The organism is Rhodoferax saidenbachensis (genome assembly GCF_031457975.1).
Classification (GTDB): Bacteria; Pseudomonadota; Gammaproteobacteria; order Burkholderiales; family Burkholderiaceae_C; genus Allorhodoferax; species Allorhodoferax saidenbachensis_A.
This window is the reverse complement of record NZ_JAVDXO010000006.1, coordinates 101,763-118,590: the sequence shown is the minus strand read 5'-3', so window position 1 is coordinate 118,590 and position 16,828 is coordinate 101,763. Positions and strand designations below refer to the sequence as shown.

Annotated in this window: 8 protein-coding genes; 7 read left to right on the top strand and 1 reads right to left on the bottom strand. The window is 65.1% G+C overall.

What is annotated here, in order from left to right; genetic code table 11:
- The first annotated feature begins 103 nt into the window (after nucleotides 1-103).
- The 7 genes from J2X15_RS13840 (at nucleotide 104) to J2X15_RS13810 (ending at nucleotide 15,632) form a co-directional block, all read left to right on the top strand.
- Nucleotides 104-784 (top strand): response regulator transcription factor, encoded by a 681-nt coding sequence (locus J2X15_RS13840; protein ID WP_310343824.1) that lies wholly within the window; start codon nucleotides 104-106, stop codon nucleotides 782-784.
- Nucleotides 753-2,393 carry a FecR domain-containing protein gene (locus J2X15_RS13835; protein WP_310343822.1) on the top strand — a complete coding sequence of 547 codons (1,641 nt, stop codon included), beginning with the start codon at nucleotides 753-755 and terminating at the stop codon, nucleotides 2,391-2,393. The genes J2X15_RS13840 and J2X15_RS13835 overlap by 32 nt, the downstream gene beginning before the upstream one ends.
- A gap of 7 nt (nucleotides 2,394-2,400) precedes the next feature.
- Entirely contained in the window at nucleotides 2,401-4,332 is a 1,932-nt protein-coding gene (locus J2X15_RS13830; protein ID WP_310343820.1) for a CHASE2 domain-containing protein, read from the top strand.
- Between the two features lie 225 nt (nucleotides 4,333-4,557).
- Nucleotides 4,558-10,668 carry an SdrD B-like domain-containing protein gene (locus J2X15_RS13825; protein ID WP_310343818.1) on the top strand — a complete coding sequence of 2,037 codons (6,111 nt, stop codon included), beginning with the start codon at nucleotides 4,558-4,560 and terminating at the stop codon, nucleotides 10,666-10,668.
- A gap of 28 nt (nucleotides 10,669-10,696) precedes the next feature.
- Nucleotides 10,697-13,945, top strand: coding sequence for a hypothetical protein (locus tag J2X15_RS13820; protein WP_310343816.1), 3,249 nt, complete (start codon nucleotides 10,697-10,699; stop codon nucleotides 13,943-13,945).
- Between the two features lie 17 nt (nucleotides 13,946-13,962).
- The gene (locus tag J2X15_RS13815) at nucleotides 13,963-14,985 is read left to right on the top strand and encodes an OmpA family protein (protein WP_310343815.1); all 1,023 of its coding nucleotides are present in this window, start codon (nucleotides 13,963-13,965) and stop codon (nucleotides 14,983-14,985) included.
- A 65-nt stretch (nucleotides 14,986-15,050) separates the two neighbouring features.
- A complete protein-coding gene (locus tag J2X15_RS13810) occupies nucleotides 15,051-15,632 on the top strand; it encodes a cob(I)yrinic acid a,c-diamide adenosyltransferase (RefSeq protein WP_310343813.1) in 582 nt (193 codons plus the stop codon).
- A gap of 71 nt (nucleotides 15,633-15,703) precedes the next feature.
- Here J2X15_RS13810 and J2X15_RS13805 read toward each other — a convergent pair whose 3' ends face one another.
- Nucleotides 15,704-16,819 carry a mannitol dehydrogenase family protein gene (locus J2X15_RS13805; RefSeq protein ID WP_310343811.1) on the bottom strand — a complete coding sequence of 372 codons (1,116 nt, stop codon included), beginning with the start codon at nucleotides 16,817-16,819 and terminating at the stop codon, nucleotides 15,704-15,706.
- Nucleotides 16,820-16,828: the final 9 nt, after the last annotated feature.

The following is a 16,828-nucleotide window of genomic DNA, read 5'->3' as shown; positions in this document are numbered from 1 at the left end:
TCGATCTAATTCCCCCATTGTGCCGCTGGTCAAACACCAGAAACAGCCGGGCAAACGATAGACTACGCCGCTGGCGACACAGGGCCACCACAGGGAGTTCATCGTGAGAGTCGGTCTTTTGGAAGACGAGCAGGACCATGCCGCCGCCACTATGCGGATCCTGCAGGAGGCGGGACACAGCTGCGAGGTGTACGCACAGGGAGAGCGTTTTTTGCGCGCCATCCTGCATGAGACCTATGACGTGCTGGTTTTGGACTGGGCCTTGCCCGACATGACCGGCCTGCAGGTCATTGAGGCGATCCGGCAGCGACAGGACACGATTCCTGTGCTGTTTCTCACCAGCTACGACACCGAGGAAGACATTGTGCGGGCCTTGGGCAAAGGGGCCGACGATTACCTGGTCAAGCCCCCGCGCAAGGCGGAGCTGCTGGCCCGGCTCACGGCGCTGAAGCGGCGGGTCGACCAGCGGGAGGCCACAGCGGTGCTGTCTGTGCCGCCCTATGTGTTGGATCCGGTCAACAGCTCGTTGCAGTTGCAGGGGCAACCCGTGGAACTCACGTTGCGCCAGTTCCAGTTGGCGCTGGTCTTGTTCCGCAATATTGGCAAGCTGCTGTCGCGCGCCTATTTGCTGGAGGCGGTATGGGGTCTCAGCACCAAAATCCAGACCCGCACCCTGGACATCCATATCAGCCAGCTGCGCAGTGCGCTGGACCTGCCGGCCCATGGCTGGCGCATCACCTCTGTTTATGCCCATGGTTACCGCCTTGAACCCCTCACCTCTTAAACCCACCGCACTCCGCACGCTCCTGGCAGGCCTGCTGTTGGCCTGTGGCTTGCAAGCGCAGGCCAATGAGCCGCTGACCATCACCATTGCCCGGGGTGACACGCTGATCAAGCTCTGCGAACGCTACCTGCGCGAGCCAGGCCAGTGGCCGCAGATCAAGCGCTTGAACCGTATCGCCAAAGACACGCGTCTGCAGCCGGGCTTCAGCCTGCGCATTCCCTTTGCGCTGCTGCGCTGGACCGAGCGTTCGGCCGAAGTGGTCCACGTGCAAGGCGTGGTCACGGGCCTGCTGTCGGGCACCACCAGCCTGTTGTCGCCAGGCCTGCAGCTCAAGGCGGGCGATAAGTTTGATACGGGAACCGCCGGTACCCTGACACTGCGTCTGCCTGACGGCGCTACTGTGGTCTTTCCGCCGCACACACAGGCCGGGTTGGGCGTGTCGCGCGAGGTCTCAGGCACCGCGGTGCGGGCCACAGCCATTGATTTGCAAACCGGTGCGGCCGACAGCACGGTGCCTTCCCTGAAGGACCCTGCATCGCGGTTCGAGATTCGCACCCCGCGTGTGGTGACGGCGGTGCGTGGCACGCGCTTCCGTGTGGCTGCCGAGGGCGATACCAGTCACCACGAAGTGCTCTCGGGCGTGGTGGCGGTGGACGGCGCCTCGGGCCACGCCAGCTTGCAGCCCGCACAGGGCCTGCGCGCAGACGGCGGCCAGCTGGGCACCGTGGTGCCCTTGTTGCCCGCGGCCGACCTCTCGGCGCTGCCACAGCGCATTGAGCGTATCGCGCAAAACCTCAGCCTGCCGCCGCTGGCCGATGCCGTGGCCTGGCGCTGGCAAGTAGCCGACGACGCTGGCTTTGTGCGCCTGCTGCAAGACGCCCGCACCACCGGGCCCAACTGGTTGCTCCAAGGCCTGCCGGACGCTGACTACTTTGTGCGCGTGCGTGCCATTGATGCGCAAGGCCTGGAAGGCCTGGAGGCCCAGAAAGCCTTTGCCCTGCGTGCCCGGCCCGAGCCCCCCGTGCTGATGTCACCAGGGCCCGGCGCCAGCGTGGCCCGCCCCTCCGAGCTGGTGTGGACCCAGCTGGCCAAGGCACCCGCCTACCGGGTGCAGGTGGCCCGCGACGGGCAGTTTGCCGACCTGCTGGTGGACCGTGCGGACGCACAAGGGGATAACAACAACCGCCTGGCGATGGACCCCGCCTGGGGACCTGGCACCTACCACTGGCGCGTGGCCACCCTGCGGCCCGACGGCAGCCACGGCCCGTTTGGCGACCCGGCCAGTTTCACTGTGCTGGCGCCTTCGGTGATGGCTGCGCCCGCCGTGAGTGAAAACAGCGTGCAGCTCGCCTGGTCGGGTCCGGCGGGTTTTCGCCACCGCGTGCAGGTGGCTCCGACGGAAGATTTTGCCCAGCCCGAATACGACGAACAGGTGCCAGGTGCACGTTTGGACCTACCCACGCCCGCCGCTGGCGTGCACTTTGTGCGCACCCAGGTGGTCCTGCCCGATGGCAGCGCGGGCAGCTGGTCGGATGCGCAGCACTTTGAGGTGCCGCGCAAACCCCAGTACGGCTGGTGGTTGCTTTTGTTGCTAGCGCCCGCGCTGTGAGCGCACCGTGAAACGGGGACTGCGGCGCCACCTGCGGGAGCTGGCCATTTTGGCCGTGTTGCTCAGCGCGCTGGTGGTCGGCACCGTGCAGTGGGGCTGGCTGGACCGTGTGGACTTCTGGCTGTACGACACCACCGTCACTCTGTCGAGTCGCCCTGTACCGCATGACATTCTGATTTTGTCCATTGACGAAGACAGCCTGTCGCGCTGGGGCCGCTGGCCCTGGTCGCGCCGCGTGTTGGGCAATGCGCTGAACCGCTTGACCGAAGCAGGCGCGGGCCCCGTATTGCTGGACGTTATCTTCTCGGGCGCGCAGCGCGACGACCCCGAGGCAGACGTGCAACTGGCCGCCGCCATGCAGCGCCATGGCCGTGTGGTGCTGCCAATGTTCATGGCCGATGGGCAGGACGAAGCGGTGCTGCCTGAGCCGGCCCTGGTCGCCGCAGCCCGGCTGGGGCATTCGCAGGCGCTGGTGGACAGTGACGGTGTGAGCCGGCGCTACATGGCCCAGGAGTTTGCCAACGGCGTGGCCTACCCCCATGTGGCTCAGGTGCTGCGCGACCTGTTTCAACCGCAAGACAAAAAAGCCGTGGTGCCAGGCGGTGCCCGGTTGGCGCCGTTTGCCGGCCCGCCGGGGCATTTTGAGCGTCGCTCCTTCACCGCCCTGATGGAGGGGCGCGTGCCAGCCAAGGACATCGAGGGCCGCATCGTGCTGGTCGGTGCCACGGCCACGGGCCTGGGGGACAACCTGATCACCCCGCTGGCAGGTACCAATGGCACCATGCCCGGCGTGGAGTTCATTGCGAATGTGCTGGACGGTCTGCTTCACCACCTGGCACCCAAACCCTTGGGCGGTGTGGCGCGCCTGGCCCTGTCGCTGCTGTTTCTCTGGGGCCTGTTGCTGCTGCTGTTGGTGACCAGCCCCCGGGTCGCCCTGCTCACCACGGCCACGGCCTGTGTGGGCGTGGCGTTGGCCTCAGGTGCGTTGCTCAAATGGGGCGGCATCTGGATACCCCCTGCTGCGCCCATCGCGGCCATGGCGCTGGCCTACCCGCTGTGGAGCTGGCGCCGACTGGAGGCCAGCCTCAGCGCCCTGACACGTGAGACAGTGCGCATTGCTACGTTGTCGGAGGTCGGCCGCGCGCGCTCCCTGGCGACCCGGGGAGGCGGATTTTTTGACCCGGTGGAATCGCGCATCCACGCGATCACCCACGCGGTGGACAACATTGCGGCCGCGCTGACCACCGATGGCAGTACCCCCGAGGCACGCCAACATCGCGAGGACATGATGCGCCACCTGGCCCATGACCTGCGTTCGCCGCTGCTGTCCTTGCGCTCGCTGGCTGACAACCTGCGCGGAGACCGTGCGGAGGACCAAACCCAGATGCTGGCGCGCGTGGACGCCTGTGCACGCCGCGCGCTGGACCTTTCCGAGCAGTTCTTATTGATGGGCCGGGCGGATGCACTCAACCCGGCCTCGTTTGCCGAAGTCGATCTGGTGCAGATCCTGCACCAGAGTGCCGACGACCTGTGGGAGGACGCCAACACCCAGGGTGCCCGCATTGTGCGGCGCTGCGCGCTGGATTGCGCGCCAGTGCATGGCGATGCGCGGCTGTTGCAGCGCGTGCTGCTCAACCTCGGGTGGAATGCCTTGCGTCATGGCCCGCGCACGGGCACCGTCACGCTGTCGCTGGATGCCACACCCCAAGGCTACCTGCTGGCCGTGCACGACCAGGGCAGCGGGTTTGAGTCATCTGCCCTCGGCAATCTGAGTCAGCGCTATGCGCAGGGCCAGGCCGCCAGCGCCGGCCATGGCCTGGGCCTGGCCTTGGTGCAGCAGGTGGCCGACAAACACCAGATTGACGTTTCCACCGACCATCCATCGCACGGTGGGTTCCAGGTCCATTTGCAATGGCGCAGCGCGCACGCCATTCGTTAACGCACTTCTAAGGTGTCGTTTTGGCCGCCGACTTTGTGTGAGGTTTTTCACACAGCATGGCCCTTGTCGCGCTCCAAATGTAAACAATCCGCAGGCTGCCCCTGAGGCGTGTGTTTTATCGGCGCATCGCTGATAACCTCGCGCCTTCATCGTGTGATGCTATCAAATAAATAGCATTCATGGTTGTTGATTGCCTGAACAAACAGGCCTCAGGGGATGTAAGCCGTGACGAATTTCAAGCAGTTTTCGACACCACGTGTGCTCAAAAGTTTGGCCTTGGCCATTCTGGGTGTGGTGAGCGCGGGGGTGGTGCATGCCGCCAACGTGGACCTCCAGGTATCGCAGTTCACCGATACCCCCGATCCCGCCGTACGCGGGGGCAACATCACCTACACCATCAAGGTCGAGAACAACTCTGCCGCTACGGCCAATAACGTGGTGGTGACGTCCGTGTTGCCCGCCAACACGGCTTTTGTGTCGGTCAGCGATGCGGCGGTGCCAGGTGCCTGCAGCCAGGCGGCAGGCACTGTGACCTGCACCTACGCCACGCTGGCAGGTTCTGCGGCAGGCGGGCCGGTGCGCACCATTGCCATGGTGCTCAAGACCACGGGCACCACGGTGAACACGATCACCCCTTCGGTGACGGTCACCACGTCGGACACCGACACCAATCCCAGCAACGACAGCCTGACGCAGAACACCACCATCGACGATGGCGCTGATTTGTTTGCCACCCTCAACGCTGCACCCGACCCCGTGCAGGGCGGTGCCAATGTCACCTGGACTGTGGACGGCGGCAACAACGGCCCCAACGACGCCAGCAGCGTGCGCGTCCAGATCACGCTGCCCAGCAGCCTGACGTATGTGTCTGCCAGTGGCGGCGGATTCAGCTGCTCCACCGCAGGCAGCCCCGTGGTGGTGACTTGCTCGCGCAGTGCCTTGACCTCGGGTGCCAGCTTTGCCGGTTTGAACCTGGTGACCACCGTGTCGGGGGTGTCTTCCGGCAACATCCTGCTCGGTGCCGACATCAGCTCCTTGGTGGTCAGCGACCCGGACGCGAGCAACAACGGTCCCACAAAAAGCATCCAGGTGGACCCCGGTGCCGACCTGCGCATCACCCAGGCCGCACCATCACCCACGCCCGGCATCGAGGGCCAGAACGTCACCTTCAGCCTGAACCCCAGCAACCTGGGGTCCAGCGCCGCAACCGCGGGTCTGGACGTGACCTACCAATTGCCCGTTGGCTTCACGTTCGTGTCGTCGTCGGTCAGCAGTGGCAGCGCCACCGGTTGGGGCGCCTGCACCGTGGATGGCGCCAACCTCGTCACCTGCAGCAACACCGGCAGCTATGCCAGTGGTCGCAGCAATACGCTGCAAATCTTGGCCACCCCGCCGGTGGTGGGCGCCTCCACGGTTTACAACAACATCACCGCCACCATTGCCCCGCGCGCTGGCTCGCCCAGCGATCCGGTGGCTGGCAACAACACGGCCCAGGTCAACCTGACGGTGGCGCCCAACGGGGTGGACCTGTCGTTGACCAAGACCAAGTCGCCCAACCCCGTGGCCGTGGGCGGCACCATTACCAGCATCCTCGCGGTCAGCAATGCAGGGCCGCAGCAAGCCCCATCAGGCGTGATTGAGGTGACCGATGTTCTGGACGTCACCAAGGAAACTTATGCCGGATTTTCCGGCACCAATTGGGCCTGCGTGTTCGCGTCGCCCAACGTCACCTGCACCTATAACGCCACGCTCAATGCGGGTGTAACGCAGAGCGGTGCCAACCGCCTCACCATCCTGACCACGGCAGTGGCGGCGGGCAATGCCACCAACAATGCGACGGTGGCCTGCATCACCGGAGCCTGCCCCGGCGACTGGAACGGTGCCAACAACGGTCCCATCCCTGCCACTGTGGCGGTCACTGCCACGGCCAATTCACCGGACCTGGTGTTGACCAACACCGCCACCACTGTGGGTGGAACGGCCACCACGCTGGAATTCAACGAGACCACGTTGACCTACACCCTGGGCCTGACCAACCAGCTGACCTCGCCAATTGCGGCGCAGGACGTGGTGGTTACTTTCGCTATCCCGGGTTTCATCACCGGCACCACGGCCGCGCCTGTGGTGGCCATGGTGCCCAGCTTCACCCACGGCTCCAACGCCACCTTCAACTGCGTGACCAGCGCGGGCGGTACTGTCACTTGCACGCAAACCGGTGGCACTCTGCTGGAGCCCGGTGATCTGCTCACTTTCAGCATTCCCGTAGACCGGGCCATGACGGCGGGCACCTACACCGGTGCCGCCACCACGGCATCGGCGTTCTCCAGCACCCAGGGCGACCCCAACCGTGCGGACAACACTGCCTCAGTCACCGTGACCATCGACCCCATTGCCGATGTACGCATGGTCAGCAAGACCATCACCTCGGCCACCAACGTGGGCACCCAGACCGCGCTGGCCGGCACGAATGTGACTTATGCGCTGAACTTCCAGAACAACGGACCCGATACGGCGCAGACCATCGCGGTGGCCGATGTGTTCACCGTGGGCGCTGGGGACCCCGGCTTCACCTTTGTTTCGGCCAGCGGCAGCGGCATCTCCTGTTCCGGCCTGACTGCGGGGACGAGCTATGGCACGGGCAACCACACGCTGACCTGTACCCGCGCCAGCATGGCCAATGGCGAGTCCCGCTCGGTGGATGTGGTCATCCGCCCCAATTGGAAAGCTGGCCAGACGGCAGGGGTGACCTGGGATATCACCAACACCGCCACTATCTCCACCACCACCAAGGAAAACAGCGCGGGCACCGACAACGGCAACAACAGCCAGAGTGCGACTCTGCACGTGGATGCCGCGCTGCTGGATGCGCTGATCAACAACACCGACAACGTGGACCCGTTGGGTTACGACGCGGTCACCCTGAGCAACAACGACATTACCTACCTGTCGCGTATCACCAACCGTGGGGCCTCACTGGCCACCGGGCTGGGCTTCACGTACACCATGACGCCCCCTGCAGGCAAAACAGTCACTTTCCGCGGTGACGGCAGTGCTGCCGGTGTCGCCGCTGCCAACCCCAGCGGCACGGTGGCGGGCAGCATTTGCAACAACGTGGGTAACTCGGTCACCGGCCCGGCCACGCTGACCTTGACCTGTACCTACGCCGGTGCCAGCAGCGAACTGGCAGCCAACGCATCCGTCAACCGCTATTTGGTCTTCCGTGTGGCCAGTGCCCCTGCACCCAACGGCGATACCTTGAACACCAACTCCACCGTGTTCACCAACGAAACCGACTCCAACGCGGCCAACAACAGCGAAGCCGAAACCACTTCGGTGCGGGTGCGCGCCGACATCACGTTGACCAAGACGCCCTCGGCCAACCCGGTACAACTGCGTCAGCCCTTCGTCTGGACCCTGACCGCTACCAACAACGGCCCGGGCGTGAGCCAGGTCACCTCGCTGACCGACACCCTGCCCACCGGCATGGCCTTTTTCGGTGCCACGCCTTCGTGGACCAAGAGCAGCGGTGGCAGCGGCACCTGTGCCACTGCCGGCCAGGACTTGACCTGTAACTTTGGCGTGCTGGCAGCCAGTGCCACGGTGACCCTGACCGTGCCCGTGCGCATGACCGCTATGCCCGTAGGCGGCACCACGCAAAACTGCGCCAACGTCACCACCAGCGAAGTGGACCCGGCGACCGCCAACAACACGACCGTGTGCAACAACCCGGTGCTGACGGTGCAAAAGTCGTCGCTGGCGGGCACTGTTTATTCCGACAAGAACAACAACGGCGCCATCAACACCGGTGAGGGCGGCATACCCACCGTCACGGTGACGCTGACCGGTACCGACCTGTATGGCAACGTGGTGAACACACCAGCCACCACGGCGGCCGATGGCACCTACCTGTTCGACAACCTCTCTCCCGCCGACGCGACGGGTTACACCATTACCGAAACCCAGCCCACTGGCTACGGCGATGGCCTGGAGACCGTGGGCAGTGTGGCAGGCAGCAGTACGCCAGCGAATGACCAGTTCAAGGTCGTATTGCCTGGCAACACTACAGCCACTGGGTACAACTTTGGCGAAATCGGGGTGTCGCTGTCGGGCAAGGTGTTTGTCGACAACGTCACGGTAAACGGCCAACTGGATGCGGGTGAGCCTGGCATCGGGGGTGTCACCATGACGCTGTCGGGCCTCACGTCTACGGGCGTCAACGTCTGCACCGTGGTGACATGCGTGGTCACCACCGCGGCCGACGGCAGCTGGTCCTACCCAGTGCTGCCGCCTTCCGATGGCGCGGGCTACACCGTGGTGGAAACTCAGCCCGCGGCCTACACCGATGGGGGAGACCAGCTGGGCTCTGCCGGTGAAATCGGTGCCCACGTGAACGATCGTTTCACGGTCAATCTGTCTGCGCCTGGAACCCATGGGACTGGCTACAACCTGGGTGAACTGGCCATTGGCGGTGCCACGGCCAACCTCAGTGGCCGGGTCTGGTTGGACAAAGACCACGATCGTCGGTACGTGCCCGGCCCCGATGATCTGCCGCAAGCCTCCTGGACGGTGGAACTACTGAAGAGCGGTGTGGTGGTGGCTAGCCAGCTCACCAACGCGTCAGGCCAATACAGCTTCCCAGGCCTGGTGCCCGGCTCGGGCTACCAAGTGCGCTTTCGCCACCCCACCACCGGCGCCGTGTGGGGCAGCGCTGTGCCCAACGAACAGGGCACGGCCTACACCTCGGGCACCCAGGGCGCGGGCAACCCCGCCGGAGCGCAGAACACTGACGGCACTCTGAACAACCTGACCCTGGTGGCAGGTGACAACATCGTCGAGCAGAGCCTGCCGTTGGACCCCGCCGGTGTGGTGTACGACGCCCTCTCGCGCCAGCCTGTGGCGGGTGCCGTGGTCACGGTGTCGGGCCCTGGCGGCTTCAACCCGGCCATTCACCTGGTGGGGGGCACCGCATCGGTCACCACCGGTGCCGATGGTCGTTACCAGTTTCTGCTGGTGCCCGGTGCGCCCAACGGCACCTACACCTTGGGCATTACGACCTACCCCGCGGGCTATGTGCAGGCACCGTCCTCGCTGATCCCGGTGTGCACCAACACCCTGACGGTCAACACCACTGCCGTGGGGCCCAACCCGGCCCTGGTGCAGCCGTTGAACACGGCGCCGGCTGTGGGCATTGCCTCGCACAACCCGGCGGCCTGCCCGGCCAGCACCACCGGTTTCCCGGTGAACAACACGCAGTACTGGTTCAGCCTGTCCATCACGGCCGCGGCCGCACCGTTCTCTGCCAATCTGCTGAACAACCATATTCCGTTAGACCCCTCTGCTGCCAATGTGCTGGTGGTGGCCAAGTCCGGCTCCACCAGCACGGTGGAGCTGGGTGACAGCTTGCAGTACACGGTGCAGGTGTTCAACCGCAGTGCGGGTGTGCTCAACAACACACGTGTGGTGGACGGCCTGCCCGCGGGCTTTCGCTACATCCCCGGAACCAGCACGCTGGCCGGCACCAAAGTGGCGGATCCCGCCGGAGGCGTGGGCCCCGCGCTGACCTATTCCATTGGCAACCTGGCGGCCAACAGTTCGGTGCTGCTGACGTACCGGGTGCGCGTGGCGGTGGGCTCCCAGCAGGGCACCGGCATCAACCGCGCCCAGGCGTTTTCCGGTGCTATTGCGTCCAACGTGGCGCAGTGGAAGGTGCGCGTGACTGGCGGTGTCTTTACCACCGAGGCCTGTGTGCTCGGCAAGGTGTTCGTGGACTGCAATGGCAACCACCTGCAGGACCCGGAAGAGCTGGGTGTGCCCGGCGTGCGCATGTACATGCAGGACGGCACCTACCTGATCTCGGACTCCGAGGGCAAGTACAGCATGTGCAACCTGCCGCCTCGCACCCACGTGCTGACGGTGGACAAGACCACGCTGCCACGCGGCAGCCGGCTGACCACCTCCAGCAACCGCAACGCGGGTGATGCCGGCAGCCTGTTCCTGGACCTGAAATTTGGCGAGCTGCACCGGGCCGATTTCATTGAAGGCAGCTGTTCCAACACCGTGCTGGAGCAGGTCAAGGCACGGCGTGCCCAGGGTGAGGTGGCAGTACCGCAGGTGGAGAAGAAGAGCGGCCTGCCGCTGCGCTTTGACAGCCAGCCCGCTCTGGCCCCCCAACAAGCCACCGACAGCGCCAACCAGCCGGCCGTCAAACCCCGATACCCGGTGCAGACCGATGCCCCCGTGGTGCCCAAAACCGACCACGAACTGAATGTGCCTGTGCCTCTTTTGCCGATGAACCAACAGCCTGAATCCGCAGGAGGTGCCCATGTCCTGCCTTAAGTCCCCCACCCATTTGACTGGTTTGCCCATGTTTCGCAGTTCCATGCTCGCCCTGGCCGTGGTGCAGGCCCTGGGCGCCACTTCGGCTTACGCACAGGTCACCCCCCCCCCCGGCTCGGCGGTGTTTGCCCAGAGCGTGGGCCCCGCCAACTACGCCAGCAACGCCAATGTGGCGCGCATGGTGGTGGAGCTGGACCGCAACGGCGTGCCCGCCGATGGTCAAACGCCGGTCAAGTTCACCTTGCGCCTGCTGAACACCGAAGGCGCTGTGGTGCAGGGCGTGAACTTTGTGACGCTGGAAACCACCGGTGGCCGCCTGCAGCTGCCCGGCGGCCGCACCGACGAGCTGGGCCCCGGCCGCATGGACATGGACCGTGTGACCCCCGGCACCCAGCTGAAGGTGGAGAACGGTGTGGCCGAGTTTTCGCTGCTGGCCCCGGCCGATCCCATGGACGTGCGGGTGCGCATCACCGCGGGCCGTGAAGAAGTCAGCGGCGTGGTGAGTTTTCTGCCCGAGCTGCGCGAGATGGTGGCAGCGGGTGTGGTTGAGGGCGTGATCAACCTGGGCAACATGGCCAGTTCGCAACTGGTGCAAAGCCGTACCAGCGATGTGTTTGAGCAGGAGATTCGCCGCTTCGAGCAGCAGTTCAACGACGGTAAGTCCAGCTACGCCTACCGCGCTGCATTTTTTCTGAAAGGCCGCGTCAAAGGCGACTACTTGTTGACGGCCGCCTATGACTCCGACAAAGACACGCGCGAGCGCATGCTGCGCGACATCCAGCCCGAGCAGATGTACCCGGTGTACGGCGATGCTTCAATGCGCGGGTTTGATGCCAAGTCCACCAGCACTCTGTATGTGCGTATCGACAAAAACAAGCATTACGCTCTGTTTGGCGACTTCAACACCGGCGCCGGCTTTTCACAGCTGGCGGGTGGTGGTGGCACGGCCAACCTCAGCAAGCGCCAGCTCGGCAACTTTAGCCGCACCCTGAACGGTCTGCGCCTGCATGGCGAGACGGACCGTTACGTGGCCAATGTCTATGCCTCGCAGGACAACCTCAAGCAGGTGATTGAAGAGTTTCCGGGCCGCGGTGTGTCGGGCCCCTATGCGGTGTCCAACAGCAGCGGCGTGCAGAACAGCGAAAAGGTGGAGCTGGTGGTGCGCAACCGCAACCAGCCCGCACAGATCCTCAGCGCCACGCCCATGGTGCGTTTTTCTGACTACACCTTCGAGCCCTTCTCGGGCCGCATTCTGTTCAGCCAGCCCGTGCCCTCGGTGGATGCCAATCTGAACCCGGTGTCCGTGCGCATCACCTACGAGGTGGAGCAGGGCGGCGAGGCCTTCTGGCTGACTGGTGGTGACGGACAACTGCGCCTGAACAGCCATGTCGAAGTGGGCGGCTCCTGGGTCAACGACAGCAATCCGCTGGCGCCGTTCCAGCTGGGCAGTGCGAACGTGGAGGTGAATCTGGGCGACAAGACCACCCTGGTGGCCGAGGTCGCGCGCACTACTTCCACCGTGAATACCGGCACCGGGGCCAATACCTATGTCACACCGGCGCTGTCTACCCGGGTGGGCGAGGTCGCAGGCAACGCGGCCCGCGTGGAGCTGCAGCACACCGGCAAGGACTGGGACGTGCGTGCCTTTGCCGCCCAAAGCGATGCAGAGTTCAACAACCAGGCGGCTTCTTACACCGGTGGGCGCTCGGACAAGGGCGTGCGTGCGCAGGCCGACGTGAATGAGGCCCTGCGCGTGTACGCCGAGGCTTTGCGTGCCGAAGACCGCGTGAGCGGTGCCAGTCGCGAGGGTGGCCAGGTGGGCTTGAGCGTCAAGGCGACCTCCCGGCTGACGGTGGACCTGGGGCTGCGCACCGTGCACGAGGAACTCAGTGGCAACGGCAATGGCCTGAGCGTTCCCACGCCCCTCGCCGCCCCGCTGGGCGCCACCAGCTCCGGCTCGTTGGCCAGTGGTGGCAGCGGTGGCTTCTTTGGCTATGGCAACAGTAACATCAACCCGCAAACCGGCTTGCCCGTGGTGAGCAACGGCACGGCCTATGGCACCACTAGCGCCAGCAGCAGCCTGCCGCAGACGCTGGACAACACCTCGGCGCGATTGGGCCTGTTGTTCCGTGCCACCGACCGCCTGGACCTGCGGGGCGAGGTGGAGGTGGGTGTGGACGGTTACGAACGCCACCGCGAGGCCGTGGGGGTGGACTACCGCCTGGCCGAGCGTACCAAGGCCTATGCACGTGCCGAGTCGCAAACCGGTGTGTCTTCGCTGTACTCCATCAGCCCGTCCGCCCACAGCAATGTGCTGGTGGCAGGGATTGAGACCGGCTACATGGTGGGCGGCCAGGTGTTCAGCGAGTACCGGGTGCGTGACGCCGTCAATGCGCAGGACATGGAGCTGGCCTCCGGCGTGCGCAACGTGTGGGACATCGCCGAAGGCCTGCGCCTGAGCAGCAGCGCCGAACGGTTGGAAGTGCTGTCGGGCAGCGGCCAGCGGGCAACGGCCCTGACGGGCGGTGCCGACTGGTCGGCCAACCCGCTGTGGCGCGTCTCGGGCCGCCTGGAATGGCGCACCACCGACTCCACCCCCACGGTGGCCGGCACGGACACCTACCTCACCACGGTGGCTATAGCCCGCAAGCTGGACCGCGACTGGACCCTGCTGGCCCGCAACTACCTGTTGGCCACAGACTACCGGGACCGTGGCGACCTGCTGCAAAACCGCTTCCAGATCGGTGCGGCCTACCGCGACACCGACACCAACCGCGTCAACGCGCTGGGCCGCTACGAATACAAGGTGGAAAGCGACGAGAGCGTGGCCCCGCGCAACTACCGTACCGCCCATATCTTGTCCACCCACGCGGACTACCACCCCGCCCGCCCCTGGTGGTGGACGGGTCGGGTGGCCGCCAAGTGGGTGAACGAAGACATGGGTGGCGTAACCGACAGCTACGAGGCCTACCTGCTGGGCGGGCGCGTCACCTATGACGTGACCGAGCGATGGAGCGTGGGCCTGATGGCCAATGCGCTGTACAGCCCGCAAGGCAACGCCACCCAGTGGGCGCAGGGCGCCGAGGTTGGCTACCAGGTGGTCACCAACCTCTGGTTGTCGGCCGGGGTGAACTGGAGCGGTTTTTATGACCGTGACCTGTCCGGCTCGGACTACACCCGCCAGGGCATTTACCTGCGCCTGCGTTGGAAGTTTGACGAAGACCTTTTCCGCAGCAGCAAACCCAGCGTGAACCGCACGCTGGACCGGACCCCTTGAGTTGAGAGAGAAACACCATGAAGCTCCATCGCACCCCCCTGAACCTTGCCCTGTGCACCCTCTTGGCGGCCAGCCCGCTGGCGGCGCTGGCCCAAACCCTGAACCCGGCCGCGCAGCGCATCAGCGATACGGCCATTCACGCGGACTACCAAACCTACGAGGCCACGCAGGGCCGCATCAAGGCCCTGAACGACGGGGGACGCCGGGTGCGCGACTACCACCTGTCCAAGGCCCAGTGCTGGCTGGACGTGTCGTTCCACGAGTACACGCGCAATGACCGCAGCGCCTTCCCGCAGGAGGCGCTGGACCAATCGGTGCGCCTGATTGCGCTGATGGAGAAAAAGGCCAGCCCCCTGCCCATGGACACCCCGTTGGTCAATGGTGCCGACAAACTGCGCCCCGACCTGTGGGACGCCGCTGAGCAATGGAAGACCCGGGAGGGCTTCCAGTGCGTGGCACAGCGCGTGTCTTGCGCCGAGGTAGAACTGGTGCACGCCGGCAACGAACACAAGCAGCAGGCCTGGCGCCATGCCAAACCCTATGTGCAGATCGCAGAAGACCTGCTGGCCCAGGCCGAGCAAGAGGCCCAGGCCTGCGTGACCAAACCTGCGGCACCCGTGGTGGCCGCGGTGCCACCCGTGGTCAGGCCTCCGCAGGCCGTGGAGTTCCAGGCCAATGTGCTGTTCAACCACGACCGCCACCAACGGTCGGAGGCACGCAAGATGACGCTGGACCGCCTCGATCAGGCGTTGGCCCGTGCGCGCGAGAGCGGTACCCGACTCCAGCAGATCCAGCTCATCGGCCATGCCGACCGCACCGGCAACGCCGCCTACAACCAGGCCCTGTCGTCCCGCCGTGTGCAGACGGTGAAGCAGTACCTGCTGGACGCCGGTGTAGATGCCGCATTGATCCATACCGCAGTGAAGGGCGACACCGTGCAGGTCTTGGCCTGCAAGGACAAGTTCAAGACCCGGGCTGAGGAGCTGGAATGCCTGCTGCCCAATCGCCGGGTCGAAGTGAACTTCGTCGCCGAGAAGTAAGCGCAGCCACAGCATGCGGGGCTCCTTGGCTGGCGCGACAATAGCGCCAACCAAGGAGCCTGGACATGGGAAACCGCCTCACTCAAATCGCCACCCGCACCGGGGACAACGGCACCACGGGACTGGGTGACAACACCCGCGTGTCCAAGGACAGCCTGCGTGTGCACGCCATGGGCGATGTGGACGAACTCAACAGCCACATCGGCCTGCTGCTGTGCGAGCCCATGCCCGAGGGCGTGCGCAGCCTGCTGGTGGAAATCCAGCACCAGCTGTTCAACCTGGGCGGCGAGTTGTCCATCCCGGGCTACGAGCTGCTCAAGCCCGAGGCCGTGCTGGCGCTCGACGTTGCGCTGGCCGAGCACAACGAACACCTGCCACGCCTGCAAGAGTTCATCCTGCCCGCCGGCACGCGCGCCGCTAGCCAGGCCCATGTATGCCGCACCGTGGCGCGCCGGGCCGAGCGTGCCGTGGTTGCGCTGGAAGCGCAGGAGACGCTGAAAGACACACCGCGCCAGTACCTCAACCGCCTGTCCGATCTGATGTTTGTGCTGGCGCGTGTGCTCAACCGCTACCGGACCGATGGCACGGTGGGCGACGATGTGTACTGGAAGAGCGAGCGCCTGGCCCAGGCCGATGGTTCGGCCTGAGTCAAGGTAGATTTGCTATGATTTCAGGAGCTACTCGCGCATATTCTACGCGGGCTAGAGGTCTGAAAGGCTTATAAACCCAGGGCGTTACGCAGTTGGGTCTGTGCGAGGGGCAGCTGCAGTTCTGCCGCGCGCTGCACCACAGGCGCCAGGCGCCGCTGCTTCTTCTCGCCATGGTTTTTGGCAATGTCGGCCAGCTGGTGTTCCAGAAATGGGTTCAGCAGGCGGTCGCGCAGTTCTTCCAGGTAGCCGCGGGCCTCAGCGCCTGTGCCTTCCGCATCAAACACCGGCAACACCTCGTCGGCCCACACGGCCTCCAGCGGTGTGCGCAGTGCGGGGGTGTGCATGGCCTGCACCACCGTCATGTCGGCAGGGCCGCCCAACAGCTGCCAGCGTTCCGCTAAAAAGGTGTGGCCCAGGTTCAGCAGCCAGAGCTTGCGTTGTTCATACGCCGCCAGCTGGTCGGTCACGATGACTGCCGGGTGGGTGCAGGGCAGCACCATGCGGGGCTGGCGTTCGATAGCCCATAGCGCATACGGCTCCGCCACGGCACCGGCGGGCTCCAGCGGGGACGACACAATGCGGTCCACTAGCGAATTCACCCACACACAGTGTTCGCGTACGTAGTGCACAAACATGGGCGGCGCATGCCATTCTTTTGCCAGCGTGCTAACCAGTGTGCGCAACACATCCCCATTGCGGCTGACCAGCTCACAGGGGTAGATCGTCAGTGGTGCTTCGGGCTGCTGTTGCCAGCGGTGGTAGAGCAGGGCCACCAGTTTCGCGGGATAGGCAAGCGGCGTGGCCTCGGGCGTTTGCAGTAGGGCGGCGGTATCCCGGGCGTCCAGAAAAAAGCCAGTGTCTGCGGTGTTGGAGATGATGACTTGCACCGCGCTGGCCATGGCCTGGCGCAGCTGTGTCCAGTCGTGGCGGGCGTGCCAGACGGCCTGCACGGCGTTCACGTGCACGGTGTCTTCGATGCGTTGGCCCTGTTGCATGCCACGCAGTTCCACGCGGTAGCCGTGCGCCAGTGCGGCTGCGCGTGCGCTGCTTTGCGGGCTGTCGGTGCTCTGTACCACGGCAATGCCACCCAGTGCCTGCCCGCACGCCAGAGCCTGCGAGATGAACAGGTCTGCATGCGCCTGCAAGAAGCGGCCGGTGCCGAACTGGAGGATGGGGTAACTCACCGCCTCAAC

What these genes read in the sequence shown, in the direction of transcription:
- J2X15_RS13835 (WP_310343822.1), top strand. Translation starts at nt 753, where the DNA reads ATGGTTACCGCCTTGAACCCCTCACCTCTTAAACCCACCGCACTCCGC.
- J2X15_RS13820 (WP_310343816.1), top strand. Translation starts at nt 10,697, where the DNA reads ATGTTTCGCAGTTCCATGCTCGCCCTGGCCGTGGTGCAGGCCCTGGGC.
- J2X15_RS13815 (WP_310343815.1), top strand. Translation starts at nt 13,963, where the DNA reads ATGAAGCTCCATCGCACCCCCCTGAACCTTGCCCTGTGCACCCTCTTG.
- J2X15_RS13810 (WP_310343813.1), top strand. Translation starts at nt 15,051, where the DNA reads ATGGGAAACCGCCTCACTCAAATCGCCACCCGCACCGGGGACAACGGC.